The organism is Rhodococcus sp. IEGM 1305 (assembly GCF_030058635.1).
In the GTDB taxonomy this organism is placed as follows: domain Bacteria; phylum Actinomycetota; class Actinomycetes; order Mycobacteriales; family Mycobacteriaceae; genus Rhodococcus_F; species Rhodococcus_F opacus_D.
The window spans coordinates 225,916-251,889 of the sequence record NZ_JASHKX010000007.1 but is presented as its reverse complement, the minus strand read 5'-3'; the positions used below and the strand labels follow the sequence as shown (position 1 = coordinate 251,889).

General features: G+C 65.9%; 29 protein-coding genes. 17 read left to right on the top strand and 12 right to left on the bottom strand.

The genetic code is table 11. The features are described from left to right. Positions 1 to 4 precede the first annotated feature (4 nt). Positions 5 to 487 (bottom strand): VOC family protein, encoded by a 483-nt coding sequence (locus tag QM693_RS14960; RefSeq protein WP_283352740.1) that lies wholly within the window; start codon positions 485 to 487, stop codon positions 5 to 7. A 95-nt stretch (positions 488 to 582) separates the two neighbouring features. Between QM693_RS14960 and QM693_RS14955 the strand changes: the two genes are divergently transcribed. Continuing rightward, positions 583 to 1,311, top strand: a complete 729-nt coding sequence (locus QM693_RS14955; RefSeq protein ID WP_280781986.1) for an SDR family NAD(P)-dependent oxidoreductase — start codon at positions 583 to 585, stop codon at positions 1,309 to 1,311. Between the two features lie 3 nt (positions 1,312 to 1,314). On the opposite strand, the gene mddA is transcribed toward QM693_RS14955, so the two are convergent. Beyond that, entirely contained in the window at positions 1,315 to 2,097 is a 783-nt protein-coding gene (mddA, locus tag QM693_RS14950) for a methanethiol S-methyltransferase (RefSeq protein ID WP_283352739.1), read from the bottom strand. 135 nt (positions 2,098 to 2,232) lie between these two features. Between mddA and QM693_RS14945 the strand changes: the two genes are divergently transcribed. The 3 genes from QM693_RS14945 to QM693_RS14935 all read left to right on the top strand — a co-directional run bounded on the left by QM693_RS14945 (position 2,233) and on the right by QM693_RS14935 (position 7,575). Beyond that, complete coding sequence (locus QM693_RS14945) at positions 2,233 to 5,445, top strand: DEAD/DEAH box helicase (protein WP_283352738.1); 3,213 nt, start codon at positions 2,233 to 2,235, stop codon at positions 5,443 to 5,445. Between the two features lie 81 nt (positions 5,446 to 5,526). Further along, positions 5,527 to 6,846, top strand: coding sequence for a DUF2786 domain-containing protein (locus QM693_RS14940; protein WP_283352737.1), 1,320 nt, complete (start codon positions 5,527 to 5,529; stop codon positions 6,844 to 6,846). Between the two features lie 279 nt (positions 6,847 to 7,125). After that, entirely contained in the window at positions 7,126 to 7,575 is a 450-nt protein-coding gene (locus tag QM693_RS14935; RefSeq protein WP_283352736.1) for an acyl-CoA thioesterase, read from the top strand. Positions 7,576 to 7,633: 58 nt separating this feature from the next. Here QM693_RS14935 and QM693_RS37850 read toward each other — a convergent pair whose 3' ends face one another. After that, positions 7,634 to 8,431, bottom strand: coding sequence for a DUF4352 domain-containing protein (locus QM693_RS37850; RefSeq protein ID WP_502942639.1), 798 nt, complete (start codon positions 8,429 to 8,431; stop codon positions 7,634 to 7,636). A 136-nt stretch (positions 8,432 to 8,567) separates the two neighbouring features. On the opposite strand from QM693_RS37850, the gene QM693_RS14925 reads away from it, so the two are divergent. After that, on the top strand, positions 8,568 to 8,999 hold the full coding sequence (locus tag QM693_RS14925) for a hypothetical protein (RefSeq protein ID WP_283352735.1): 432 nt from the start codon (positions 8,568 to 8,570) through the stop codon (positions 8,997 to 8,999). Between the two features lie 8 nt (positions 9,000 to 9,007). On the opposite strand, the gene QM693_RS14920 is transcribed toward QM693_RS14925, so the two are convergent. Continuing rightward, positions 9,008 to 9,745 carry a pyrimidine reductase family protein gene (locus QM693_RS14920; RefSeq protein ID WP_283352734.1) on the bottom strand — a complete coding sequence of 246 codons (738 nt, stop codon included), beginning with the start codon at positions 9,743 to 9,745 and terminating at the stop codon, positions 9,008 to 9,010. Next, on the bottom strand, positions 9,745 to 10,272 hold the full coding sequence (locus QM693_RS14915) for a flavin reductase family protein (RefSeq protein WP_009474339.1): 528 nt from the start codon (positions 10,270 to 10,272) through the stop codon (positions 9,745 to 9,747). Before QM693_RS14915 ends, QM693_RS14920 begins: the two co-directional genes overlap by 1 nt. A gap of 39 nt (positions 10,273 to 10,311) precedes the next feature. On the opposite strand from QM693_RS14915, the gene QM693_RS14910 reads away from it, so the two are divergent. After that, on the top strand, positions 10,312 to 12,006 hold the full coding sequence (locus QM693_RS14910) for a stealth family protein (RefSeq protein WP_248949628.1): 1,695 nt from the start codon (positions 10,312 to 10,314) through the stop codon (positions 12,004 to 12,006). Here QM693_RS14910 and ppk2 read toward each other — a convergent pair whose 3' ends face one another. After that, positions 12,007 to 12,951 (bottom strand): polyphosphate kinase 2, encoded by a 945-nt coding sequence (gene ppk2 / locus QM693_RS14905; RefSeq protein ID WP_011594601.1) that lies wholly within the window; start codon positions 12,949 to 12,951, stop codon positions 12,007 to 12,009. Between the two features lie 56 nt (positions 12,952 to 13,007). On the opposite strand from ppk2, the gene QM693_RS14900 reads away from it, so the two are divergent. Continuing rightward, positions 13,008 to 13,361, top strand: coding sequence for a helix-turn-helix domain-containing protein (locus tag QM693_RS14900; protein ID WP_283352733.1), 354 nt, complete (start codon positions 13,008 to 13,010; stop codon positions 13,359 to 13,361). On the opposite strand, the gene QM693_RS14895 is transcribed toward QM693_RS14900, so the two are convergent. The 3 genes from QM693_RS14895 to QM693_RS14885 all read right to left on the bottom strand — a co-directional run bounded on the left by QM693_RS14895 (position 13,362) and on the right by QM693_RS14885 (position 15,765). Continuing rightward, positions 13,362 to 14,291 carry a phosphodiesterase gene (locus QM693_RS14895; RefSeq protein WP_280781993.1) on the bottom strand — a complete coding sequence of 310 codons (930 nt, stop codon included), beginning with the start codon at positions 14,289 to 14,291 and terminating at the stop codon, positions 13,362 to 13,364. 137 nt (positions 14,292 to 14,428) lie between these two features. Then, the gene (locus tag QM693_RS14890) at positions 14,429 to 15,301 is read right to left on the bottom strand and encodes a slipin family protein (RefSeq protein WP_283352732.1); all 873 of its coding nucleotides are present in this window, start codon (positions 15,299 to 15,301) and stop codon (positions 14,429 to 14,431) included. Then, positions 15,298 to 15,765: an NfeD family protein gene (locus tag QM693_RS14885; RefSeq protein WP_242322779.1), complete on the bottom strand. Its 468-nt coding sequence runs from the start codon at positions 15,763 to 15,765 to the stop codon at positions 15,298 to 15,300. The genes QM693_RS14890 and QM693_RS14885 overlap by 4 nt, the downstream gene beginning before the upstream one ends. Positions 15,766 to 15,903: 138 nt before the next feature. Between QM693_RS14885 and QM693_RS14880 the strand changes: the two genes are divergently transcribed. Beyond that, positions 15,904 to 16,713 (top strand): HugZ family pyridoxamine 5'-phosphate oxidase, encoded by an 810-nt coding sequence (locus QM693_RS14880; protein WP_283352731.1) that lies wholly within the window; start codon positions 15,904 to 15,906, stop codon positions 16,711 to 16,713. Positions 16,714 to 16,999: 286 nt separating this feature from the next. On the opposite strand, the gene QM693_RS14875 is transcribed toward QM693_RS14880, so the two are convergent. Continuing rightward, entirely contained in the window at positions 17,000 to 17,968 is a 969-nt protein-coding gene (locus tag QM693_RS14875; RefSeq protein ID WP_283352730.1) for a hypothetical protein, read from the bottom strand. 280 nt (positions 17,969 to 18,248) lie between these two features. Between QM693_RS14875 and QM693_RS14870 the strand changes: the two genes are divergently transcribed. The 7 genes from QM693_RS14870 (at position 18,249) to QM693_RS14840 (ending at position 22,475) form a co-directional block, all read left to right on the top strand. Next, entirely contained in the window at positions 18,249 to 18,668 is a 420-nt protein-coding gene (locus QM693_RS14870) for a CoA-binding protein (protein WP_283352729.1), read from the top strand. A gap of 106 nt (positions 18,669 to 18,774) precedes the next feature. Then, a complete protein-coding gene (locus QM693_RS14865; RefSeq protein ID WP_283352728.1) occupies positions 18,775 to 19,464 on the top strand; it encodes a TerD family protein in 690 nt (229 codons plus the stop codon). 187 nt (positions 19,465 to 19,651) lie between these two features. After that, a complete protein-coding gene (locus QM693_RS14860) occupies positions 19,652 to 19,945 on the top strand; it encodes a hypothetical protein (RefSeq protein WP_247250488.1) in 294 nt (97 codons plus the stop codon). Beyond that, complete coding sequence (locus tag QM693_RS14855) at positions 19,945 to 21,309, top strand: WXG100 family type VII secretion target (RefSeq protein WP_283352727.1); 1,365 nt, start codon at positions 19,945 to 19,947, stop codon at positions 21,307 to 21,309. Before QM693_RS14860 ends, QM693_RS14855 begins: the two co-directional genes overlap by 1 nt. 16 nt (positions 21,310 to 21,325) lie before the next feature. Next, entirely contained in the window at positions 21,326 to 21,676 is a 351-nt protein-coding gene (locus QM693_RS14850) for a hypothetical protein (protein ID WP_247250490.1), read from the top strand. Continuing rightward, positions 21,673 to 21,969 carry a hypothetical protein gene (locus tag QM693_RS14845; RefSeq protein WP_269590944.1) on the top strand — a complete coding sequence of 99 codons (297 nt, stop codon included), beginning with the start codon at positions 21,673 to 21,675 and terminating at the stop codon, positions 21,967 to 21,969. Before QM693_RS14850 ends, QM693_RS14845 begins: the two co-directional genes overlap by 4 nt. Before the next feature lie 95 nt (positions 21,970 to 22,064). Then, positions 22,065 to 22,475, top strand: a complete 411-nt coding sequence (locus QM693_RS14840) for a secondary thiamine-phosphate synthase enzyme YjbQ (protein WP_007300478.1) — start codon at positions 22,065 to 22,067, stop codon at positions 22,473 to 22,475. Between the two features lie 25 nt (positions 22,476 to 22,500). On the opposite strand, the gene QM693_RS14835 is transcribed toward QM693_RS14840, so the two are convergent. After that, positions 22,501 to 23,112 carry a TetR family transcriptional regulator gene (locus QM693_RS14835; RefSeq protein ID WP_283352726.1) on the bottom strand — a complete coding sequence of 204 codons (612 nt, stop codon included), beginning with the start codon at positions 23,110 to 23,112 and terminating at the stop codon, positions 22,501 to 22,503. Positions 23,113 to 23,245: 133 nt separating this feature from the next. Here QM693_RS14835 and QM693_RS14830 point away from each other — a divergent pair, with 133 nt between their 5' ends. Further along, positions 23,246 to 23,761 carry a CarD family transcriptional regulator gene (locus tag QM693_RS14830; protein WP_283352725.1) on the top strand — a complete coding sequence of 172 codons (516 nt, stop codon included), beginning with the start codon at positions 23,246 to 23,248 and terminating at the stop codon, positions 23,759 to 23,761. A gap of 101 nt (positions 23,762 to 23,862) precedes the next feature. Here the strand turns inward: QM693_RS14830 and QM693_RS14825 are convergent, their stop codons facing one another. Continuing rightward, positions 23,863 to 24,738, bottom strand: a complete 876-nt coding sequence (locus QM693_RS14825; protein WP_283352724.1) for a glycine-rich protein — start codon at positions 24,736 to 24,738, stop codon at positions 23,863 to 23,865. Between the two features lie 231 nt (positions 24,739 to 24,969). Between QM693_RS14825 and QM693_RS14820 the strand changes: the two genes are divergently transcribed. Next, entirely contained in the window at positions 24,970 to 25,968 is a 999-nt protein-coding gene (locus tag QM693_RS14820) for an MBL fold metallo-hydrolase (RefSeq protein WP_283352723.1), read from the top strand. The last annotated feature ends 6 nt before the right edge of the window (positions 25,969 to 25,974 follow it).

The following is a 25,974-nucleotide window of genomic DNA, read 5'->3' as shown; positions in this document are numbered from 1 at the left end:
CGGGTTATCGCCCGGGAAAGAAGTCCGCGCTCTGCACGTAGTCCATCGCGGCGGTGAACGTCGGGTCGCTCATGCGCCTCGTCATCTCCGCCTCGTCGACGTCCTCGATGTGGGTCTGGACCCACCAGAGGTTGCCGAACGGGTCGCGGACGCGTCCCACGACGTCGCCCCAGAACAGGTGCGTCGCCTTCGTCACCAGCGTGCCGCCGGCGGCGACGGCCTGCGCGAGCACCGCCTCCGCGTCGTCGACGTACAGGCGGAGGAACCCGGGCGTCGGCGGCCAGTCGGGTCGCGCGTCGAACATCATCACGATGGCGTTCCCGATCCTCACCTCGGCGTGCCCGATGGTGCCGTCCTCGCCCACCATCCGTCCGACTTCCTCGCCGTCGAACGCCGCCTTCACGTAGTCGATGAGCGCGGCGGTGTCGCGGGAGATGATCCACGGTGTGACGGTGGTGTAGCCCTCGGGAATCGGATCGACGGTCATGCGGTCCTCCTGCGTCGGCGAATCGGTTTCACTCACCGTAGAACCGATAGCGGTCAGCTTTGGTCCGCATTTGATCGCCCGGATACGCTCGTATCGTGTCCGAACACATCCTCGTCACCGGCGGATCCCGCGGCATCGGCGCAGCGGTGGTGCGCCTCGCCGTCCATCGCGGTTATCAGGTGACGTTCACGTTCCAGAACGACGACGAGGCCGCCGAGCAACTCGTCCACCACTGCGGTGTCCGCGCCACCGCCGTGCGGGCAGACGTCCGCGACGCGGATGAGGCCGTCGCCGTCGTCGATGCGGCCGACCAACGCGGTCAGCTGGTCGCGCTGGTCAACAACGCGGGGACCACCGGCGCGCTCGGCACGTTCCTCACCACCCCGGACGAGGTGGTGCGGGAGGTGTTCGACGTCAACGTCTTCGGGGCGATGGCCTACGCCCGCGCGGCCGCCGAGCACTGGATCCGAACAGGGCGCCCCGGCGTCATCGTCAATCTCAGTTCGATCGCGGCCCGCACCGGCGCACCGGGCGAATACGTCGGGTACGCGGCCTCCAAGGCGGCCGTCGACAGTTTCACGGTGGGACTCGGGCGGGAACTGGCGAGCGCGAACATCCGCGTCGTCGGCGTCGCTCCCGGTACGACGGACACCGACATCCACGCCGCTGCCGGCGATCCGGAACGACCCGGGCGAGTGGCCGGGAAGGTGCCACTCGGCCGGGTCGCGGAGCCCGAGGAGATCGCCGAAGCGGTGCTGTGGGCGCTGTCGCATCAGGCGTCCTACGTCACCGCCACGACCATCGACGTCGCCGGGGGTCTGTGACGCCTAGCGCCCTCGCGAGCCGACCCTCGGGACGAGCATCGGCACCCGCGAGCGGTAGGTGCGGTAGTCGTCGCCGAACGTGTCGACCAGGTCGTGCTCCTCGAAACGCACCGCCACCAGGATGAAGCCGGTGGTCCCGACGGCGAACAACAACCGGCCCCAGGTCATCGTCGGCGCCACCCAGAACGCGATGATGAAGCCGGCATACAGCGGGTGCCGGATCACCCGGTACATTACAGGTGTCCGAAAGTGACTGGGCAGAGCCGACTTTCCGCTCTGATTCCGCAGCACCTGGCGGAGCCCGAACAGGTCGAAGTGGTCGATGGCGAACGTCGCCGCCAGCACGAGGGCCCACCCGCTGAGCGACACGACGTAGATCACGACGCGGACCCAGTCGGTCTCCACGTCCCAGATCTGGTCGGGTAGCGGACGCCATTGCCACATCAGCAGCGCCAGCGCGGCCGTGGCGAACAGGACGTATGTCGAGCGCTCCATCGGTTGCGGGACGATCCTGGTCCAGCGTTTCTTGAACCAGGGCCTGGCCATCACCGAATGCTGCATGGCGAAAACCGTCAGCAGCGCCACGTCGATGACCACGGCGACGGCTACGGGGGCGTCGGGGCCGTCGTTGATCGTGTGGGGCACCACGAGCCCCTCGACCCATCCGATCGCGTACAGGAACACGATCAGGAACGTCGCGTAGACGACCATTCCGTACACGGTGATCAGTGTTCGCGCGACTGCACCTGTGCGATGTTTCTGGTGTGCTTCGACCATCTCGGCCATGATGTTCTCTCCGATCCATGGGTTTCCCCCGACGCTCCGAAGTCTCCGATCAGGCGAGGTGCGGAACAAGGAACCCTGGGGTGGGAGTCACCGCACCCCGGCGACCGTGTCGGATCGGTTGACTACTCTGTGGCCATGCTTCCCGGGGACTTGCGCGACATCGACGTGGCGTCGATCAAGGCGGTCCTCGGCACCACCACCTACACCCGCGGCGAGCAGTACGCCCGCGACAACGCGGTAATCCAAATGTCGTGGGATCCGGCGGCGAAGGAGCTGTGGGGCGAGGTGGCGGGCACGGCGAGGGAGCCGTACTCCGCGTCGGCGTTCATCGTCTCCAGCAGCGGCCGCACCGTGTACCGGTACGGGATCTGCACGTGTCCGGTCGGCATGAACTGCAAGCACGTCGCCGCCCTGCTGATCACCGCGATGAAACAGGCGAGGTCCCAGGCCCAGGCGGCGGTCGCGCCCACCTGGGAACGCTCGCTCGGCTCCCTGCTCACCGCCGATCCCTTCGGCGACTCCGGCGGGCGTTCGCCGCTCGCCATCCAGTTCCGGGTCCAGGCGTCGGCCGCCGACGCGGCACCCCAGTTGCTGGTGCGGCCCGTCCAACCGGGCAGCAAGGGCTGGATCGTCGGCGGGCTGGCGTGGAACAAGCTGGGCAGCCAGTTCCAGCATCCCGCCGGGCAGATCCGGGTGCTGCACGAGATTCATCTGCTGTCCGTCGGGGGTCTGACGTACCGCCGCCAGAACCACACCGATCTCGATCTCAGCGTCTTCCCCAGCCGCCAGCTGTGGTCGCTGCTCGACGAGGCGACCCGGGTCGGTGTGGAGCTCATCCACTCCTCCAAGCGGGTGGGCGCGCTCACCCCCTACCGCTCGGCGGAGGTCTGCCTCGACGCCACCCGCGACGATTCCACCGGCGCTCTCGTCGTGCGCCCGGTGGTCCGCGTCGACGCCGAACCCGTCGACGCAGTGACCGTCGGCTTCATCGGAGTCCGGGCCCACGGCCTGTTCTACGTCGACGCAGACGACCGCATACACCTCGCGCGCCTCGACTCCGTCGTGCCCGGCCCCTTGCAGGATCTGGTGCGCCGCCGCACGCCCATCGAGGTTCCCGCCGCCGAAGAAGCCCGTTTCCTGACGGACTTCCTGCCGAAGTTGCGCAACCTTGCCACGGTGATCTCCTCGGACGGCTCGTTCGTCCCACCCGAGATCTCCGAGCCCACCCTGGTGATGCGGGCGGAGTATCTCCCCGACCACGAGGTCGCCGTCGACTGGGAATGGTTGTACACCGTCGGGGACGACGAGCACCGTGCGCCGCTGTCGGCCCGGACCCCCGGCGACGAGTACCGGGACGACGCCCGCGAGCGCGCACTTCTCGACGAGCTCGACATCGCCTGGGACAGATACGGGTTGGGGTCGGGCGGTCCGGAAGCGACGGCGCTGCGCGGACTCGACACGATGCGGTTCACCACCGAGGTCCTGCCCCTGCTCCACGGCAAGTCCGACGTGTCGATCGACGTTTCGGGCGAACCCGCCGACTACCGGGAGGCCGGCGACTCCCTGGCCATCGGGGTGTCCGTCACCGCATCCGAGGGCGGCACCGACTGGTTCGACCTCGGCGTCACCCTCACAGTGGAGGGCCGGGACGTGCCGTTCGACCAGGTCTTCTCGGCGCTGGCCGCGGGGAAGAGCGAGTTGCTGCTGCCCGACGGCGCCTACTTCTCCCTCGACAAACCCGAACTCCACACGCTGCGGAAGCTGATCGACGAGGCGCGGGCCCTCCGCGACCGCGCGGACGGGACGTTGCGGCTGAGCCGTTTCCAGGCGAGCCTGTGGGACGAGTTCGCCGCGCTCGGCACCGTCGAACGTCAGGCGACGCAGTGGCGGCAGCAGGTGGACGGTCTGCTCGCGCCCACCACCATCGGGCCCGCGGAAGCCCCGAGCACGCTGGACGCCCAGCTGCGTCCGTATCAGCTGGAGGGTTTCCGCTGGCTGACCTTCCTGTGGGAGCACGGGCTGGGCGGCATCCTCGCCGACGACATGGGGCTCGGCAAGACGCTGCAGGCGCTGGCGTTGATCTGCCATGCGCGGCAGTCGAATCCGACCGCGCCGCCGTTCCTCATCATCGCGCCGACCAGTGTCGTGTCGAACTGGGAGTCCGAATCGGCGCGCTTCGCCCCGGACGCGACCGTCGTCGCGATCTCCGACACCCGATCCCGGCGGCGCGTTCCCTTCGACGAGCTGGTCGAGGGCGCCGACATCGTCGTCACGTCGTACACCCTGTTCCGCTTGGAGTTCGAGGCGTATGCCGAGTCCGCGTGGTCGGGGATGATCCTCGACGAGGCCCAGTTCACCAAGAACCATCAGTCCAAGATCTACCAGTGCGTCCGACGGCTCGAGACTCCGTTCAAGCTGGCGATCACCGGCACGCCGATGGAGAACAACCTGATGGAGCTGTGGTCGCTGCTGTCGATCACCGCCCCGGGACTGTTCCCGAATCCGGCCCGGTTCACCGACTACTACCGCAAGCCGATCGAGAAGCAGGGCGACACGGAACTTCTGGCGCAGCTGCGCCGCCGCGTGAAGCCGCTGATGCTGCGCCGCACCAAAGAGCAAGTGGTGAAGGACCTTCCGGCCAAGCAGGAGCAGGTACTCGACGTCGAACTGCACCCGCGGCACCGCAAGGTCTACGACACCCACCTGCAGCGTGAGCGGCAGAAGATCCTCGGCCTGCTCGCCGACGTCGACAAGAACCGCTTCACGATCCTGCAGTCGCTCACCCTGCTGCGGCAGCTGAGCCTCGACGCCGGTCTGGTGGACGCCGAATACCACGACGTCCCGTCCGCGAAGGTGGACGCCCTGCTCGAGCAGCTCGCCGACGTCGTCGCGGGCGGTCACCGGGCACTCGTGTTCAGCCAGTTCACCGGGTTCCTCGGCAAGATCCGCGACCGGCTCGCGGACGCCGGGATCGCGCACAGCTACCTCGATGGCAGCACCCGTCGTCGCGGCGACGTGCTCCGCGAGTTCAAGGAGGGCGCCGCCCCGGTGTTCCTGATCAGCCTCAAGGCCGGCGGCTTCGGGCTGAACCTCACGGAGGCCGATTACTGCTTCATCCTCGACCCGTGGTGGAACCCGGCAACGGAGGCTCAGGCCGTCGACCGGGCGCATCGCATCGGGCAGACCCGGAACGTGATGGTGTATCGGCTGATCGCGAAGGACACGATCGAAGACAAGGTGATGACGATGAAGGCGAAGAAGTCGGCTCTGTTCGCGAGCGTGATGGACGCCGACTCCCTACTCAGCTCCAGCCTCGACGCCGACGACCTCCGCGGGTTGTTCGAATAGTCCCCGAGGCGCGGGGGCCTTCGCCGATGTCGGAGAGTCCTGGTAGGAACATGACTGGTCATACCGAGCGAGGAGGGCGCCGTGAGCCGCAACAGCCAGCAGAACCGTGCCGCACGCAAACGCAAGAAACAGCAGCGTAGCGGCACCCGCCAGCATCGTGAGTTCCGTCCCGACTTCGACGCCGAATCGTTGGTGTTCGCGGGAATCGAGTTCGCTTTCGGGCCGTCGGCGAATGCGGAGTCGCTGCGCCGGACGGTCGGCCAGTTGGCAGCACTCGACGGTTCCGGATCTGCGGCGGCTCTCCTCGATCGAGCCTCGCAGATGATCGACGCGTCGATGGACCACGCGTTCGACTCGGGGTGGCAGCCGCTGGAGCTGGTGCACGCGGTGCGCCGGGAATTCGGTGCGCGCACCGCCCGGCTAACGGTTGCTGCGATCGGTTCGCATGCAGGCCGCACCTCGGCGCACAAGAGCGCACCCGCACTGTGGCGCGAGCAGCTCGACGAGCTGAACATCGGCCCGGACGACGCACCTGCCCGCGGCCGGTTATCGGCCTGGCGTGCCGCGGAGAACGCCGATCCGACGGACACCTGGACGGCGATCCTGTCGCTTCTCGGCTTCTGCAGCTATCTGATCCCCATGACGCCCCTGATGGCCACCCCACCGAACTGGGTCGCCGGGGCGGCGGCGTCACGGCCCGCCAAGCACGGTCCCGAACCCAAGGTGCTGTCCCGAATCCGCGGCCTGCTGGCCAAGGCCGAAGCAACCACGTTCGCCGAGGAGGCAGCGACCCTCTCGGCGAAGGCGCAGGATCTCATGACCCGGTATGCGATCGACAGCGCCGTGGTCGACGCCGAGGCGCACACCTCACTGAGCGATCAAGTAGTCACGCGCCGACTGCTCGTCGACAACCCGTACCCCGAAGCGAAAGTGCAGTTGCTGAACTGTGTCGCGGACTCCAACAGCGTCCGTGTCCTCTGGCATCAACGATTCGGCCTCGTCAGCATGGTCGGGATGCCGATCGACCTGGACCTGTGCGAAATGCTGTTCACTTCGCTGCTCGTTCAGGCTTCTCACGCGTTGAGTGTGGCGGGCGGTGACCGGGTGAAGCGCTCACCCAGCTTCCGCCGCTCATTTCTGCTCGCGTTCGCCTCCCGGATCGGGGAACGGCTGGCGATCGCCCGGGAACAAGCCGGCCGCGACGCATCCAGTCAGTACGGCAAGGAGTTGGTGCCGATCATGACCGAACGCACCGAGGCGGTGGGTTCGGTGTTCGAGAAACAGTTCCCGTCCGTCGTCACGACGTCGCATTCGGTGACCAACGCACACGGATGGCAGGCGGGGCGCGTGGCCGCAGAGTTGGCAGACCTCAGCGGTGGGCGGGAGCGAATCGCCGAATGAGTCAGGGCACGATGGGACCGATGTCCATCACCGCCGACGTTCATCGGCTTCTTCGCCTTCGCCAGGACCCCACAGCCTGAACATTTCTGCCCTGGATGTGTTCGCGCAGTTCGGTTTTCACATGGTGATCGCGACCCCGCCCGAGTTGCTCGGCACACGGACCAGGAATGCATACGCTGGCCGTACGCCCGGATGAGACTCATCGTCACCTTCAATCCGCGCCAGTAGTTGCGGCTGCCGACTGCTCTCCGCGTCCGGACGGCAAGTAATGTCCGATCCATGCCTCGTTACACGATTGCCCTGCGGAACAACGCCAGGCCGGACGCGCCGGCATCCGTGAGCCGCCATGTGCCGTTCTACTGCGCGCACGAGGCTGCGGGCGCGGCGTGGTCCCGGGCGATCGTCGAGGCGTGCGGCGACCTGCTCGACCCGGTCACACAGACCGCCGTGGTGAGCGTCGTCAGCAACTTCGGGCGCGAGCTGTTCACCGGCGACGCCGACGTCACCGTCACCCTGGACCGGCTCGGAGGCACGTCGCTGACCCTCCGGATCACCATCGAGCAGGACGGCGTGCAAGCCGCGGAGCTCACCGTCGTACTCGTGCACCTCGATTCGAGCCGGGTGAATTCGGCCCCGTGGTCGCCGGCGCAGATCGCGGCACTCGAGGCGTTGCGGAGTGATCTGGCTTCACCGGCAGCAGCAGGTCAGGTACAACAGACCCGATCCTGACGGACGACGTGCATGGACCGTGGCGCCGGTGTTCGGCACCTACAAACCGCACAACCGGCTAGTTCAGCTTGACGTCCACACCACCCGAGAACATCGAGTCGTGCAATTCCAGGTGATCCCCAACAGCCCCACTGAGGATGTATGACAGGGCACCGGAAACCGTCTGACCAGGATTCAGATCGGCAAACGCCAGGTCGGACGTCCAGTCGAATTCCGGCTCGAACTTCCGGCCTTGTTCATCGAAGAGATATTGCGAGGACATCGCAAGCGAGTACGGCCGATCGCTGATGTTTGTAACCGACAGCTGGGCCGTCGTGCCGTCCCACGAATGCACGATGAACTCGAACTTTCCGTCCCGCACGGGCTTCCCAATGCCCGTTTGTGGAACTGGAGGTGGGGGCGGCGGAAGCGGCACCACAGTGATCGGTGGTCGTGGGGGGACCACAGCCCGCGGCGAAGCCTGCACTGGCGGCACAGCCGCGGTCGCCGTCGCAGCTGGAACTTGCCGGACCGTGTGCGTTCGGCTTGAAGTTGACGCTGCAGTTGATTTGTCGTTACCGCCGCTCATACTGGCAGCAATCATCACGAAGACCACGCCGACGACTAGTATGCCGCCGGCTAACCATAAGCCTCTCTTGCTGTTTGGCCCAGAGCGTAAAGTCTTGTTTGGCTGCGGAGCGGGGGCCGCCGCCGGTGGCGTCAGGCGACGTTTCTGCTGGGCTTTCGGCAGGGGCGCCGATAGACCGGATGAGGCGTGCGGTCGCCCCGCTGTGTGAGCAGTCCACGTTCGACCATCCCAAAAGCGCTGCTTTCGATGGTCCCAAGGGTCGGGATACCACCCTGCCTGCGTTTCCATGGAGAAGGTTTACCAGACAATTTGGACATCTGAGCACGCATCGACGAATCTGGCTCAAATGCCGCGTTCATGTTTCCCGAGCATCCCGCGCCGAGCCTCCCATCGAAGTTTCAACCAGGCCTGATCTGGGCATTTGATGGTTATGAGTATCGAAGACGGGCCCGGTGACACGCTGAGCCCCAGCGAGAGCCTGGACTCCGACGACGTGCGCAACAACGACGGCGACGACGTCGTCGATCCGCCCGACGGGTGGAGTGAGGCCGACAAGTTCGGCACCACGGCGCGCGAGGAGCGGGAGGGTGAGTCCCTCGACGAGAAGTTGTCGGAGGAAGAGCCCGACGTGATGCTCGAGGAGCAGAGCGAGGTGTCGTTGGCGGATCTCCCCGACGACCAGCTGAGCGAGGACGTCGACCGTGTCATCGACGAGGAGGACATCGACATTCCGGTGTTCGGAAACAAGCACGCCGACGTGGTCGAAGGCGTCATCGTGCAGGACTCGCGCACCGACCGGGGGCAGATCGACGGGTCCGCGGAGGACGGCGATTCGTTCTTCACCGTCCTGGACTGACGGCAGCGTCAGCCGCGCTGCCTTCCCCGGCCGTAGCGCAGGTAGAGAAAGTCGTCGTTGATCAGAGCATGCTCGAGTGAAAGTGTGCGCGGCGCTTGCACTGTCGGGCCAGACGATGCGGGCAGTGTTTGCGGACCGGCCAATCGCGGGGCGAGGGTCAAGCACATCTCGTCCACCAGATCGTGTGTGACGAGATCGTGGAGGAGGGTGGGGCCGCCCTCGCACAGGATGCGGCCGAACCCGCGGTCCCGCAGAGCGGCCATGAGGGCAGGCATCTCGACGCTGTCGTCACCCGCCACGACGATGTCCGCCGACTCCCCGAGTGCTGCCCCGCGCGTTTCTGCCACCCGTCGGGTGGTGACGACGATCGGCCTGACACGACCGGCGAACAATGGCGAATCCGGCGGAACGTTGCCCGTTCGTGTGACGACAGCAATCGGCGGTGGTGCGTCGAGTCCCCACCGTTCGAGTCGATACCGAGCCTGTTCCTCCGTCAGCTGCACCGGTCCGTACGTTTCGGCGCGGACGGTGCCGGCCCCGACCAGAACCACGTCGGCATACGCACGCATCGCACGCAGAAGTTGGTGATCCACCGGGTCGGACAGGGGCCGGACGCGTCCGCCGAACGCCGCCGCACCGTCCAGGCTGGCAACCATGTTCACCCGTACCCCGTCCGGCGGGTCGCGGTAGAACTCTTCCGCCGACACCTCGTCGGCACCGCTGCTCAGCTTGCGCATCTGCGGCATCACGCCTCGTGCCCGGGTTCGAGGTCGCGCACGTCGGAGAAGGTGACCAGCTGCCCGAGGTCGTCCGGGGCGGATCCGGTCTCCGGGGCGAGGAGGAACGCGACGTGGTCACCGAGTTCGAGTCGTTCGAGGATTCGGCCGCTGAACCACGCGGGTGAATCGTCCAGGATCGGCAGCCCGTGCGGGCCGGGATGCCAGTCGCATCGGGCGAACTTGTCGATCTCGTCCCCGGTTTGCGCGCCGAAGAGCGTCGCGAGCGCGACGTGGTCACGGGTCAAGAGATGCACCGCCAGACGCTCCGCGTGCGAGGCCACCGAGAAGGTGTGATTCTTGTTGGACAGTCCGACCAGGAAGCGCGGCGGGTTGATGCTGACCTGCGACGCGAACCCGACGAGGCACCCCGACATCTCGTCTTCCGACCGTGTGGTCACCACGAACATCGGATAGTTCAGGAGCGCGACGACGTCCTCGAAAGCCTGACAGGCATCCCGATCAGTTGCGTCGATGTCCCCGGTGCGATCGGCCATGGGTCCTTCCTAACAGATTCCGGCCGGGAAGCGTCCGACGTGGTACTTCGCGTCCGACGCTTACTCGAAGGCGGTAGCCGCACCGCAGCGCCTAGACTGGGCAGGATCGCACTCGCGACAGCCACCGAAAGGCCCGACATTACTCAATCCTCCGCTCCGCATGACGTCTACTTCGTACCCCCGGAGCAGGAGACCGCGGACGCCGTTGCCCATGCCTCCGCCGCCGCGGCGTCGAGATTGCGCGACCGCGCCGACGTGGTCCGGTTCAAGGGCCGCTTCGCGCTGCCGATCACGCACACCACGCCGCACGAGGCGATGGTCGAGGACTTGCTGTTCGTCCGCGACGTCCTGGACGGCGCCGGGATCGAGTATCTGCTGGTGCGGGGCAACGACGAGCGCCCGGTCATCGCCGTCAACTGGGCGCAGCGGAAGGCGTTGCGGGCGGCCCTGGTCGCCGCGTGTGAGGACCGTCCGTTCTACTCCAAGACCGTCGACGCCAAGGGTCCCGCGGTCCTGGTCTCCGACGGCAGCCTGTCCGCGACGTCGAAGGCCCGCATCTTCCGGCTGTTCCGTCCGCGCGTGCACCTGGCGAGCGGCCTGAGTTACGGGGCGTCGACGGGGGTGCAGATCGAGCTGTGGTCGATCAGCGACGACGAGATCGTGCTGCCGATGGAGAACTCCCTGACCCGGCGTGTGGTGCGCTCGGAGGAGGCGGTCCGCGGCACCGTCGAGCGGTTCGGACGGGTGTGGCCCACCATCGAGAACATGTTCGCCGACCATGCGTCGGATATCAATTTCGACGTCGACCTGGTGTTCTCCTGGGTCGACGGGTCGTCGGCGGAGTTCCAGGCGCAGCGCGCCAAGCGGATGCAGAGCTACGTGGTCGGCGAGGGCGACGACTCCGCCGCCCGGTTCCGGCAGATCGACGAGCTGAAGTACGCGCTGCGATCGGTGCACATGTACGCACCGTGGATCCGCCGCATCTTCGTCGCCACCGACTCCGACCGTCCGGCGTGGCTCGCCGACGACCCGCGGGTCACATTCATGCCGAGCGAGGAGTTCTTCGCCGACCCGTCGGTGCTACCCACGCACAATTCGCAGGCCGTCGAGAGCCAGCTGCACCACATCCCCGGTCTCGCCGAGCATTTCCTGTATTCCAACGACGACATGTTCTTCGGCCGTTCGGTGGGTCCGCAGATGTTCTTCTCCCCCGGCGGGATCACGATGTTCATCGAGGCGACCACTCGAATCGGTTTGGGCCACAACGACGACGAGCGCAGCGGCTTCGAGAACGCGGCCCGCGTGAATCGCCGGCTGCTGCAGGACCGCTTCGGTCTGATGACCACCCGGCACCTCGAACACGCCGCCACCCCGCTCCGCAAGAGTGTGATGGAGGAGATGGAGAAGGAGTTCCCCGACGAGTTCGCCGCCACGGCCGCAAGCACATTCCGCGCCAGCACCAACATTTCGGTGACGAACTCGCTGTATCACTACTACGCGTTGATGAGTGGCCGCGCGGTGGTGCAGACGGCGGCGCGGGTGAAGTACGTCGACACGACGATGAAGTCGGGGCTCCGCGACATGGACTCGTTGCTCGCGAAGCGGTCGATGGACTTCTTCTGCCTCAACGACGGCAGCGCACCCGAGATCGACCTGGAGTTGCGGACCAGGAAGGTGACGCAGTTCCTGGAGAACTACTTCCCCATCCCGGCGCCGTGGGAGACCGGCGTCTGATCAGACGGCGGGAAACGCGTCTTCCGGACGCTCGCCCTCGTCGTAGACCGTTGCGGGAGAACCGATGAGGAGCGGGTCGGGGGTGCCGACCACCCGCGGGTCCTTGCCGGTGTAATCGAATTTGTGGAGCACCCATCGGATCGCCTCGATCCGGGCGCGCTTCTTGTCGTTCGATTTCACGACGGTCCACGGCGCCTGCGGGGTGTCGGTGTAGAAGAGCATCGCCTCTTTGGCCTCGGTGTAGGCGTCCCACTTGTCGAGGCTCGCGAGGTCGGTGGGTGACAGCTTCCACTGCTTGACGGGGTCGGTGCTGCGGGACACGAACCGGGCGTGCTGCTCCTCCCGGCCCACCGAGAACCAGAACTTGACAATGTGAATGCCCGACTGCACGAGCATCCGCTCGAACTCCGGCGCAGACCGGGTGAACTCCAGGTACTCGTTGGGGGTGCAGTAGCCCATGACGCGTTCGACGCCGGCCCGGTTGTACCAGGAGCGGTCCATCATCACGATCTCCCCGCCTGCGGGCAGGTGCTGGACGTACCGCTGGAAGTACCACTGGGTGCGTTCGCGTTCGGTGGGCTTCTCCAGCGCCACCACCCGTGCGCCACGAGGGTTGAGGTGTTCGGTGAACCGCTTGATCGCGCCACCCTTGCCGGCCGCGTCCCTGCCCTCGAAGATGATGACGAGCTTCTCGCCGTTCTCCTTCACCCAGGCCTGGAACTTGAGCAGCTCGATCTGCAGTTTCCGCTTGCGGTTCTCGTACTGCCGCCGCGTCATCTTCTCGTCGTACGGGTAGCCGTGCCGCCACGGTTCGTCCGTGTCGTCGATGGCGTGTTTGCGGCCGGACTTGCGCAGCAGCTCCCCGATCTCGTCTATCTCCGGGGTCACGTCGATCTGGCCGGCACGCGCGAGTTCGAAGGCGTCGGGATCGTGCAATTCGTCCACACAGCAAGACTACCGCCGCGAGGCCCCGCCGTCCGGGCTCATGAGATCGTGGACCCATGAGCATCGACCACATCGTTTCCGCGCTCGACTCGACGGTCGCGGCCGAGCTCCGGACCGCCCTCGACGGGTCGCCGATCGTCACCCTCGACGGAATGGTGCTGCCCGACCCCGCGCGCGACGCGGTGCTCGACCTGCTCACCCTGCTCGCGGACGGGCAGAGTGTGGCGCTCGGTGCGGTCGCGGACCTGCTCACCACGTCGCAGGCCGCGGAGATCCTCGGCGTCTCCGACACCTATGTGCGCCGGCTCGCCGATTCCGGCGCGCTGCCCATCGAGATGCGCGGCACCCACCGCCGGTTCCGGCTCTCCGACGTCATGGCGTACCGGGAGAAGTTCCCGCGCAGGGGCTGACTACACCCGCACCCGCGTGACGGCGTGCTCCCCGGTGTCCGGGATCCGCACGCCCTCGGCCGCGAGCCGCTGCTCGGTTTCCTCGGCGGTGACGTATTCGCCGACGGTGTCGTAGCTGCCCATCGGGACCACCGAATGCACGATCGTCTCCGGGTACACGTGCACCAGGTTGTAGCCCTGCGCGCCGTCCCGTCCGCGCAGCGCCCCGGCCGGGACGTTGAGGTCCTGGGTGTAGCAGGTCGCCGACGCGACGGAGACGGGGATGCCCGCGAACGTCGCCGTCGTCGAGTAGTGCAGATGTCCCGCGAGGATCGACCGGACGTCGCTGCCTCGGAGCACGTCGGCGAGGCGCGGCTGATCACGCAACTCCACCAGCACCGCCAGGTCGAGCACGCACGGCACCGGCGGATGATGCAGCGCCAGGATGGTCCCGTGCGGCGCCGGAACCGCGAGCTGCTGTGCCAGCCAGATCAATTGGCTCTCGGAGATCTCCCCGTGGTGATGTCCGGGCACGGTCGTGTCGAGGGTGACGATGCGCAGTCCGTCGACGTCGTAAACGTGGTCGATCGGCTCGTACGACGGTTCCTGCCCGAGCAGTTCCGTCCGGAAGTGTCCGCGGTCGTCGTGGTTGCCCATTGCCCAGATCACCTGCGCACCGAGCGACGCCGCCACCGGTTCGACGATCGCCCGCAGCTTCTCGTAGGCGCCCGGCTGACCGCGGTCGGTGAGGTCGCCGGTGAATACCAGGGCGTCCGGGCGGGCGTGCGACGACTCGATCTCGGTGAAGATCTGCCGCAGGGTGGCCTCGCTGTCGACGGCCCCGTACAGCAGGTCGTCGTCGACGAGATGGGTGTCGCTGAGGTGCAGCACGAAATGTGACGGTCGCGGATACTCGGCCGTCCGTATGTCGGCTGCCTCTGTGCCGCTCATCGGTCTCTCGCTTCCGCTCGCCCCGACGGGGGCAGGTGCCCGGGTGGACGCCACTGTTTGTCCACCCTAGCCAAGCGCACTCCGGTCACCTCCCGGGGCACGCGCGGTGGCCGGACGGTGAACGGTGGGGCACGACGTCAGTTTCGTGCGTGGTGCGGTGTGCGCGCCTCCGGGCCGGCGGGCGGGATCATCGCGGCGAGGTTGGCCTGCGCCTCGAACCGGGCGCGCTCGTCGCCGTCGTCCACCGCTGCCGCGTCCTTGGCCGCGGTGAGGAACGGGCGGACAAGGTCGAGGGGCATCGGGAAGACGACGGTGGAGTTGTTCTCACCGCCCATGGCGCTGAGGGTCTGCAGGTAGCGCAGCTGCAGGGTGGTGGGGTTGCGGCTGATGACGTCGGCGGCCTCGACGAGTTTCGCGGAGGCCTGGAACTCGGCTTCGGCGTTGATGATCTTGGCGCGGCGCTCGCGTTCCGCCTCGGCCTGCCGGGCGATGGCCCGTTGCATGTTGGCGGGGATCTCGACGTCCTTGATCTCGACGGTGGTGACCTTCACACCCCACGGTTCGGTCTGCTGATCGATGACCTTCTGCAGGTCTTCGTTGAGGCGTTCCCGCTCGCCCAGCAGCGCGTCGAGGTCGGCCTTGCCGAGGATCGAGCGCAGCGTCGTCTGGGCGATCTGCAGGGTGGCGGCCAGGAAGTCCTCGACCTCGACGATCGCCCGGTCGGCGTCGACCACCCGGAAGTAGGCGACGGCGGTGACCTTGGCGGGCACGTTGTCGTGGGTGATCACTTCCTGAACGGGGATCTTCAGGGTCACGGTCCGCAGGCTGACCCGTTCCATCCGGTCGATCGCCGGGATCAGCAGGACGAGTCCCGGGCCCTTCAGGTCGACGAGCCGACCCAGCCGGAACACGACGGCCCGCTCGTACTCGCGCAGTACCCGGATCGAGCTGCTCGCGACGACGGCGAGGAGGGTGATGACGACGCACAGGATGACGATGATGGTGGTCATAACGGCAGCTCCCAGGGTTCGCGGCGGCGCACGGTGAGGGTGAGTCCGCGGATCTGCTCGACGATGACGGAATCGCCCGCGGTCGGTGTCTCGTCGTCCCCGAACAGTGTTTGCGCTTTCCACAGGCTTCCGGCGGCCTCGACCTGACCTTGCCGTCCCTTCCAGTTGCGGACGGTGGCGTCGGATCCGATGAGGGATTGCATTCCGGTGCGCACGGGCGCGTGCCCGGCGGCGAGCGCCTTCCGGCCGCCCACCACCGCGAGACCCACACCGACCACCGCGACTCCGGCGGCCGCCGGGATGGCGATCATCTGTGCGGTGTCGCTGGACGTGAACAGCAGCCACACCCCGGCCCCGACGAACAGTGCCCCGAGCCCGCCGAGCACACCCGCCGTCGGTGCGTGTGCCTCGACGACGATCAACAGCACACCCAGCACCAGCGCCAGCACGCCCAACGCGGTCATCTCGCATCACCCACGATCACGCTTTGCGAGGACCCGGTCGCATCGCATAGCCTCTTCGCGATCGAGCCCTCAGTTCAACGGTAAGCGCAGGTCGACGGCAATGCCACCGGCAATTTCCGGCGGGGTACCGTTCAACGAATGACGAACCTAGATCACGGAGATCCCGGTGACGCCCCGACCGTGCCGCCGCCGCTGGAGGAGGTCGCCAACCCGGCCCGCCCGTCCGCGGCCGAGGAGGCCCGGACGGTCGCGGCCACGACGAACGTAGGCACCCTCGCTAGCCTGACCAGGGACGGCGACCCGTGGGCGTCGTTCGTCACCTACGGTCTGCTCGACGGCTCCCCCGTGCTGTGTGTGTCGCAGATGGCGGAGCACGGCCGCAACCTCGCACACGACCCCCGCGCCAGCATCGCGATCGTCGCACCGAACCCGCCCTCCGATCCGCTGGCCAGCACCCGCATCACCCTCGCCGGGTACGTCTACCGCCCGGAAGGCGAAGAGCTCGCCGCCGCGCGGGAGGCGCACCTGGCGGCCGTCCCGGCTGCGCACGTCTACATCGACTTCAGCGACTTCTCGCTCTGGGTGCTGCGGGTGCAGCGTGTGCGGTGGGTCGGCGGCTACGGGCGAATGGACTCGGCGAGCGAAGAGTCCTACGCCGCCGCGACAGCAGACCCCATCACCCCGCATGCCGGCCCGGCGATCGAGCACCTCAACGCCGACCACGCGGACGCCCTCCGCGCCATGGCCCAGGCGCTCGGCGGTTTCCCCGATGCGAAGACGGTCACCTGTGAGGGCGCCGACCGCTACGGGTTGGACCTGCGCGTCACCACCCCCCGCGGCGTGGCCGTGACGCGCGTCGGATACGCGGAGCCACTCGACTCCGTCGACCAGTTGCGCGCGGCGACAGTCGCTTTGACAGATCAGGCCCGGGCGCTCACCGGTCGGTGAGCACGTGACACCTGGGGTGTCTCCCTCCCCCGACCGACCTGCTGGATGAGAGCGGCGAGCTTCGTGCTCGCCGCTCTCGCGCATTACCCGACTGGGTGACCACGTAGCGGACCACGTGGTCACCCGCCTGTGTGCAGCCCGCGGACAGACCATTGCGATTCAGGTCATACCGCGATCTCGCCCCCGCCGACACGTGCGGTGGACGAAGAGCCGAGTTGCATACCAGGAAGGTCATTTCCATGACGCAAATCCGCACGATCCGGCTCGACAGCTCAGCGATATCGGACTATGCGGTGCCGGGTCGCGACGTCGGGGTGCTCGGGCGACAAAACTCCACCCAAGTCATCATGCCGCACGGGAACTTAGAATCTTCAGGAACTTCGGGCGTTATCGAATCGGCGATATCCGCATACTTCTTCGATAACCCTTCAAAACGCGCCGCGGATCGCTCGAAGAACCACCCCAATAGTGCCAACCCAAGCAGGGCGACCGGGAGCATCACGACAAACGGCGGTCGATCTTCACGAACCACCCAAATGAATGCTGTCAATGAAATCGGGCCGAACAGCCACGCGAGTGCCCGCCCTGTGAAGTACAAGGTTTGCGACCGCGAGAGTGCCGCCTTCGCGAACTTGCGGGCGGCGTCGGGATCGACGAGAAGCGGCGGGTACACCCACTCACTCCCGAAGTCAGCCCGAAATCGGATCGCCTCCTCGCTCTCTACGTATCCTCCCGGCTGCAGAAAGAGGGGCGTCGTTGCATTAAGACGTGCGACACGTCGAACCTCGCGGTCAGCCGAGCGCGCGAACCGGGACGCGACTATTAGGGCGACAGCCAGTGCAACAAACACGATGCCCTGGCCGAGAAGACCACCGTCGAGGTATCTCGCGCAGAGGATCGCAACGAATGCACTCCCGTAGTACACGGTTGTCGAGGTTGTCCAGCGGGTCCGAATAAGGAGCTTCCACGTCGCGCTAACCGAGCAGTCCTCCATGTCGATGATGTGCGGAAAGAAGGCAATAACTACGCCGATCGTCGTCCAAGACAACGTTAGGAACACAACGGCGAGGAGATAGGACCATCCGAGGACATGGCCGGCGATCGATGCCCCCAAGCCCGCGAACTCTGCGAGCGCAAATACAAGGAAGACACCCACACCAACAACGGTGAGCCAATTCAAAATTGAAGCCACCACTAGCCACCCGAAAAAAGCCCGTGGAGCGGCGAGAGTTAGACCCGTCCGAGTCTTGTACATGCAATCCCCCTCTGTCGAGTACGAGTCATCCGCAGATCCTGACCGTCCATACTGTGACACCACCCACTGACAACCCCATTTTCGAGCGTGTCCTTGACCACAACGGCACCCCTTTTGTCGAGGCGGCCTCGGACTGAACCTAGTTCTTGAATCCACAAGGTCCGACGAAGGCTAATGCCGGCCTACTACTCACGCGCGCCTGAATTGCGCCATAGCGACCACTTCGATAGACGCCCGTCTTGCACTCCCCTTGGAACACCGAAGGCGGTACTTTGCGATTGTGGACACTTCTTGGCAGGACCCCCAAGCTGTCTCGTCGATGCTCGACGACTGGGAAACGTGGGCAATCGTCGGGCTCTCCGGTAATCCGGACCGGACGGCGTTCCGGATCGCGGAGCTGTTGCAGCGCCGAGGGAAGCGCATCGTCCCGATCCATCCCGACGCCCCGACGGTGCTCGGCGAGCAGGGCTATCCCACTCTCGCGGACGTCCCGTTCCCTATCGACGTCGTCGACGTCTTTCGCCAGTCAAACGCGGCCGGCGAGTTCGCGGACCAGGCCGTCGAGGTGGGCGCGAAGGGCGTCTGGTTTCAGTTGGGAGTCATCGACGAGGCCGCCTTCCAGCGAACGATCGCAACGGGTGTCGCGATGGTGATGGACACCTGCCCGGCGATCGAGTGGGGCGCGCGGGAATCAGCGTGACCGTGGTCGGGCTGAAGGCCGACCACGCGACTACCGCTACTCTGGACCGAAATCGTGCAAATCGGACAACGGTCTGACGCGCTCAGTCAATCGGAAGGTTCCCCCTGTGGCCATCGACTACACCCGACGCCCCTCCACTCCGGCCGCACCGCAGGGCGGAGTCAACCTGAGCAAGGTGACCTTGTCGGAGGCCGCGCCATCGGTCAGCCTGACGAAGTCGGGTGAGCGGCAGGGTGCGATGCGGGTCAACCTCAACTGGTCGACGGGCGCGACACCGCAACCGAAGAAGACCGGCTTCTTCGCGAAGCTCGCGGCCGCCGCGGGCGGTAGCAACGGCATCGACCTTGACCTCGGCTGCCTCTACGAACTGGCCGACGGGTCGAAGGGTGTGGTCCAGGCACTCGGCAACACCTTCGGATCGCTGCAGGACCCGCCGTTCATCCAGCTTGACGCCGACGACCGCACCGGCACCGTGACCGGCGGCGAAAACATGCACATCAACCTCGACCGACCGGAGATGTTCAAGCGCATCCTCATCTTCGCGATGATCTACGACGGCGCACCCAACTGGGCAGCCGTGGACGGTGTCGTCACCCTCTACCCCACCAGCGGACCCGAGGTGGAGGTGCGACTGGACTCCTCGAACAGCTCCGCTCGCATCTGCGCCATCGCGATGCTGCAGAACACCGGACAGGGCATCACCGTGACCCGCGAGGTGAAGTACATCGAAGGCAGCCAGGCCGATCTCGACAAGACCTACAGCTGGGGCATGAAGTGGGCGGCCGGCCGCAAGTAATGGCGCCTGCGGCGGCAGACCTGGCGCCTCATGCTGACGGCGCGCACGTGTACTCGTAACCAGGTGCCGCGTCCACCCGCAGTCGGCGCCGGAGTTGGGCGTCGAATATACTCTTCGCGGCCTTGCGGAGTCGGATCGAGGGGATCCAGATAGCGTGAGGTGAGGGGACACTTCGGGGGGACACATCGTGAAGGTCGATCCAACAGAACTGCGCGTGCTCGCTTCATCGATGTATGACGTAGGCGAAACGATCGATGACATCGAAGTCCGTGGCTCGATCAACACGGTAGGCGACTTCATGCCTGGCTGCGATGTCCCTGCTGCACTCGACGAGGCGGGCGAGTTCATCGAAGGCGCGTATCTGCGAATGGCGCAGCGAGCGAGGCGAATCGCGGTTGTCGCGACCGGGAACGCGCACGAGTTCGAAGTTTCGGAGGACGACTTCCGATCACAGCTGAACGCAATCGGAGCTCGGCCCTGATGCCGACGCGCAGCCAGATCGAACGATGGAAGCCGGCTGCACTCCTCGATGTCGCCGCGCGCCTGCGCGTCGGGGACGCCGACTACGCAGGTCAGCTCGATCGTATGCGCTCGGGGATCCAGAATGCGGGAAGTCACTGGCACGGCGAATCGTACGACGCGGCATACGACCGGATCGGAACCGACTGCGATATCGGTGCACGGACATCACGCGAGATCTTGGAGCTCGTTGATGTGCTCGATCAAGGTGCGAACAATCTTGTTTCTCATCTGACTGTTGTCAACACCAGAACGGCTGAGGCCGAGGCCGACCATTGCGCTGTGGCCGATGACTGGTCCGTTGTCGGCGATACCGCTAAGGCTGAGCAACATTCATCCTCTATCGCTGCCGCGTTGCGGGAGCTCATGGTGGTCGCGGATGACACCGCGAAGAAGATTCGCGACGCCGCCGTCGAGATCCGGGCGTGCGGAAACCAACTACCGGAGGGACTCGATCCCTCGGGCGCAGAACATGTTGTCGGCACGCAGGAAGCCCGCGATCAAGTTTCGGCTGAAGCGTTCAATGACATGTTCGGGCGATACCCGCTCTCGCCAAGTGACTGGCAAACCGCCACCGTGCTGAATCCGAACAGCTACACAGAGAAGTACCAAGGAGTGCAGCCGGAAATCAAGGTTGTGCACATCGATCCGGTACCGGGCCAGGGGGTCGTTCGGACGAGTAGCTTCATCGAGCAGTACTCGGCGTTCAACCGGCCGTACTACGACCTGGGAGACAATCGACCGAACAGTCCCGATTTCGATCCCGAAAACAGCAGAGTAACCACATATGTCGACTATGAGAACGGCATCGTCGTCATGCGGCAGAACCCGTCGGTCGATACCAACGGTGAAGTGAAGGTCGGGTCTCCGGACGCCGAGGTGTGGCCGGCGGACGACGGATCAGTGCGTCTGAAGTATGAAGCAGCGAACCCCTTCCATCCGAAAGTCGGACCATTCGAAGCACCAGGCGATGCAATGCCCACCGTGCACGGCGATGTGGTGATCACGCCAGGGCAGGGGCAGCCTGGGATGCCCGGTTCCACTGGCGTGACGGTGAATGGAACGCGCGCCGACTATCCGTCTTTCGAGGTGTACCAAGACGATCCCACTGGCGCGACGCACACGGTAGCCGTGGATCCCGCGGCCTCGGGTCAACCATGGGGTCCGGCGCTCAACCTCTGGACCGACCATGACATCGGCAGCGGCGAACGTGCGCTGGAACAGTTTCAGCACGTTCAGGAATGGGCTGGGCGCATCCCTCCCACCGTGTCCGATCTTCCCAGCACGTCCCTGGGCAGCACCGACAATCCGCCGCGCGTGAAGTGACCAGGAGGCGAGTCGAATGTTGATGAATGTGTTGAGGAGGGCCACAACAACCGGCCCCGGCTATTGGAGAGGTGCAACTCTAGGCACTCCGTCGTGGCTCGCACTCGTCGTCGCAGGATTCTTTGTGGTCGCTCCCATCGTGAGTGCTCTCTTCCCCGGCGACCCGGCCGAGGTTGCCGTCGAGTTCGCCGCCATCGGCACCGAAGCTGTCATCAGCATTCTGGTTGCGGTCGCGCTGTTCGCGAGCGGATCGGCGGCCCGGCGTGGACTTGCACTGGGCATTGTCACCGCGGCGATAGTCGGCGTGGAGTTCGCGGCGATTCACTTCGCGATCAACATCGATGCACAGTATGCGGTGGCTCGGTGACTGAGAAGACTGACACCTGGTTCGGTGCGGCCACCTATCTGTCAATGGCGATTACGCTCGTGCTCCTTGTCGTCGGAATCGTGAATCCGTCGACCGATTCGGGCACACCGGCCTGGGCATGGGCCGCTCTTGTTGTCGGGCTCGTCATCATGATTGCGTTCTTTGTTGCCGGCCAGATCTATCGGCGCATCGCGTTTGGAGTACTCATCGGGCTGCTGACGCCGCTCTGTGCGTTGTTGGCGATTCCGATCGTGGCAGGAATAGGTCACGTATTGGGTGCAGTCTTCGGGTAGCCACCGGGACATGTCACCGACTGGCACAGCCGCGTCGGCGAAGGCCGCACACGTTCCGATCGACTGTCACGGGGCATGGCGCTACCGTCGGAACTATGTTCAGTACCGAGATCGAGGTGCGGACCGGCGCTGAGCCGGTGGTGCACGACCTGACCCGTGAGATCGAGAAGTTCCTCGCCTCAGCAGGCGCCGGTGACGGCCTGTTGCATGTATGGGTGCCGCATGCCACTGCTGGACTCGTCGTCATCGAGACCGGCGCCGGAAGCGACGACGACCTCCTGCGGGCGATCGACGAAGTGCTTCCGCGCGACGACCGGTGGATCCACCGCCACGGCAGCCATGGGCACGGTCGCGACCACGTGCTGCCGGCGTTCCTGCCGCCCTACGCGTCCGTGCCCGTCTTCGACGGAGCACTCGCGACAGGCACCTGGCAATCCGTGTGCCTCGTCGACACCAACGTCGACAACCCGGTGCGGCACGTCCGGTTCAGCTTCCTCGCCGGCTGAGCCGGCGCCTGCGGACCGCCTCCGATCACGCCTGCGCGAGTCCCCTTGCCAAGGAATAGATTTCGGGCAGGCTCGCCGTCTCATCGGTGGACGATTGGTCCACCCACGTTTCCAACGCCGCCCGGAGCACGGCGATCGACACATCGACCGCCAGCCGAATCTGCAAGTCGGCGCAGTCGAACCTCTTCGACACCACATCGACAAGCGCCGCGGTTCGCCTCACACTCTCGCGCGCCAGCTCGGCCCGCAGCGCCGGCTCCGTCTTGATGAGTCGGTTCACCCGCAGCAATCGCCGGCAGGCGATCGATAAACTGTCCGAGTACACCGTCAGAGCAGCAGCGAAGGCCCTTTCCAGCGCGAGCCTCGGTGAGACCTCCGAGTCGAGCTCGTCGAGTCCTCCAGCCAAGACCGCCTCGAAGGCCCAGTGATCCCGGAGCGCGGCCTCTTCCTTGGTAGCGAAATATCGGAAGAAGGTTCGCTGCGACACTCCCGCAGCCTGCGCGATCTCACCGACGGTCGTGCCCTCGACACCCTTGTACTCAAACAACGTGAGTGCGGTCTCGCTGATCTCGACATTCGTCTGCTCGCGGCGCCGCTCCCGCAGCCCCAGCGGGCCGGCGGGCAGGTCAGGCGACACGGAGAACACTTCGGGTCTGGTCATCAAGGGCCTTCGTTATCGGTCGGAGCACACCCCCGCGATGGTCCTCACGTGGTCACCGGTTGTCAATATGGCAGCGTGTGCCATAATGTTGGGGAAGGGTAGGTAATCTATGAATCTCAATATCGGTGATATTTTTCTGTACCCACACCATGGGTCGGTGACTGTCACAAAGCTCACGACCCGGATGTTCAACGATTTGCCCACCGAATACGTACAGTTCGAAGTCGCCCAGAACGGGCTGTCCATCGAGATTCCGGTAGCGAAAGCCGAAACCATCGGCGTGCGGAATGCGATCAACAACGACGAAGTCGGTCGAGTTTTCGACATCTTGCGCGGTCCGACGGTCGACGACCCGTCGAACTGGTCTCGGCGATTCAAGGCCAACCAGGAAAAGCTGACCGTGGGCGGAATCTTCACGGTGAGTGAAGTCATCCGCGATCTGATGACGCGTTCGCAGGTCAAGCCACTGTCGGCCGGCGAGAAGCGGCAGCTCGAGCACGCAATGCAGCTCGTCATTTCCGAACTCGTCCTCGCGATGAAGTCCGACCCCGACGAGACTCGGCGCCGCATCGAAGCGATTTACGAATCCGCCACCGCCTCTGCGCCGGTGGCTGTCGCAGTCTGACGACACGATCGGCAGCAGCCCCGGACGAAAGTTCGGGGCTGCTGCCGATTTCGTGTGCCACTTCGCGGCCCGTGTCGACGACTCCAGCGTGGGAGTCGAGATCAGCTGCTGCCGAAGAGGTTTCCGAGTGACCCTGTTCCCGATCCGGCCCCGTATGTGATGACTACCGACGAAACAGCATCCACCCCAGCGACGCTGAAGGTTCCGCCGGGCGCGTAGGACGATCCGCCACCGCCTCCGCCGCCGCCGTAGTTCTCGGCGCCACCTCCGCCGCCGAACCAGCCGCCACCACCGCCACCGCTCTTGCCTGCAGCGGCACCACCGACACCGGCCTCCCCTGGCGAACCGTGCGGGTCAGTGCCACCGTTGCCTCCGACACCACCAGCGACGTCCGTGCCGCCGCCACCACCGCCGCCCCCGCCGCCGGGTCCGCCAGCAGGTCCCATCAGGTTGCCTGCGCCACCGATATAGGTGTCACCCGCGCCGCCTCCGCCCGCGGAGACGATCTGACGATCCGCCAGCTCACCCGTCCCGGTGCGAACGTCGGAGGCGCCGCCTCCGCCACTCGCGCCGGTGCCGCCCGCTCCGCCGCCGTTGTATCCGGCTTCGCCGTCGCCGTCGCCACCGTTTCCGCCGACCTGGATGTATAACGCGTCACCGGCGGCGACCGTCAGCTGTCCGGTTGCGACGGCCGCGGCGCCGCCGAGGATGGTTTGACTGTTTCCGCCACGACCACCCGTTGCCGTCACCGCCAGGCTGGTAATGCCCTCGGGAACCGTGAACGACTGCGCACTGCCAGTGAATGTGAACGTGCAGGTAACCTGGCTGCCTGCGCCCTGCACACAGCCGGCAGGCAACGCCGCCGGCGCGGCAACCGCGACGCTGGGGGCGAGCAGCCCCGAGGCACCCACTACGGCGAGGCCACACATTCCGGTCGTGTACCACCGGCGGCGTGATCGAACGAGGGTTGTGGTCAAAGCAGTCTCCTGTCGCAATGCGAGCACGTGAAAGCTGGTCCGAGTGGAGCATTCCATAGCGTCCGGCATCCAGTGGGCCTTCCGGTCTCCCGGTCGGCTTTTGCGCGAAAGCACCAGGTCACGGGCTATGCCGTTCCGCTAATCGGGACCCGCGGTATCGCAATCCGCGCCGAAAGGTCAGTATGAAGGTGAGTAGAACTAATTTGTTCATCTAGGCAACGAGGTATGCATATGAACGACGCAGCACCCATCGGCGACGGGATCTTCCAGATTCCGGTCCCGATCACCGACAATCCCCTCGGTCACACCCTGGTGTACGCGATGGAATCCCCCGGCGGTCTGATCCTCGTCGACGCCGGCTGGGACGACGACAACGCCTGGAACGGCCTCACCTCCGGTCTCGAGGCCATCGGGCACTCGGTCAAGGATGTGGAAGGCGTCGTACTCACGCACTTCCACCCCGACCACACCGGTCTGTGCGGGCGAGTCCGGGAGGCGTCCGGTGCGTGGATCGCGATGCACGAATCCGATCACGGGATGTTCGAGCACATGTCGACCGGTCACGGACCCGAGTGGTTGGATTTCCAGAAGGAGAACATGACGCGGGCCGGCGCCGCCCCGGCAGACCTCGAGGCATTCGAGAAGGCAACGAGCGGGAAGCCGCCGGCGGGTCCCGAGTCGGCGCCCGATCGTGTTCTCGTCGACGACGAACTCATTGCCCTCGCCGGCCGTAACCTGCGCGCCGTCTACACCCCCGGCCACACTCCCGGCCACGTCTGCTTCTACCTGGAAGACGCCGACGCGATGTTCACCGGCGACCACGTCCTGCAGAAGACGACGCCACACGTCGGCAATTTCGTGTACCCGCTCGAGGAGCGCGACGGCCTGGCAGAGTTCATGGACTCGCTGCGCCGCGTGCAGACCATGGACATCACCCGGGGACTCGGCGCCCACGGCATCCCGATCGACGACGTCGCGGGCCGCGCCGGCGAGCTGATCGAGCACCACGAGGAGCGACTCGACCACCTGTACAAGGCTTTCGGCGACGACCAGATCACCGTGTGGCAGGTGGCCGAGCGCATGAAGTGGTATAAGCCGTGGGCCGACATCTCCCCCATGGGCAAGGGCATGGCGCTGTCCGAGGCGGCGGCTCACCTTCGACACCTCGTCGCCCGCGACCTCGTCGCCCAGGTCCCCGACAGCGAACCCGCAGTCTTCGCCCGCCGCTGACACGTG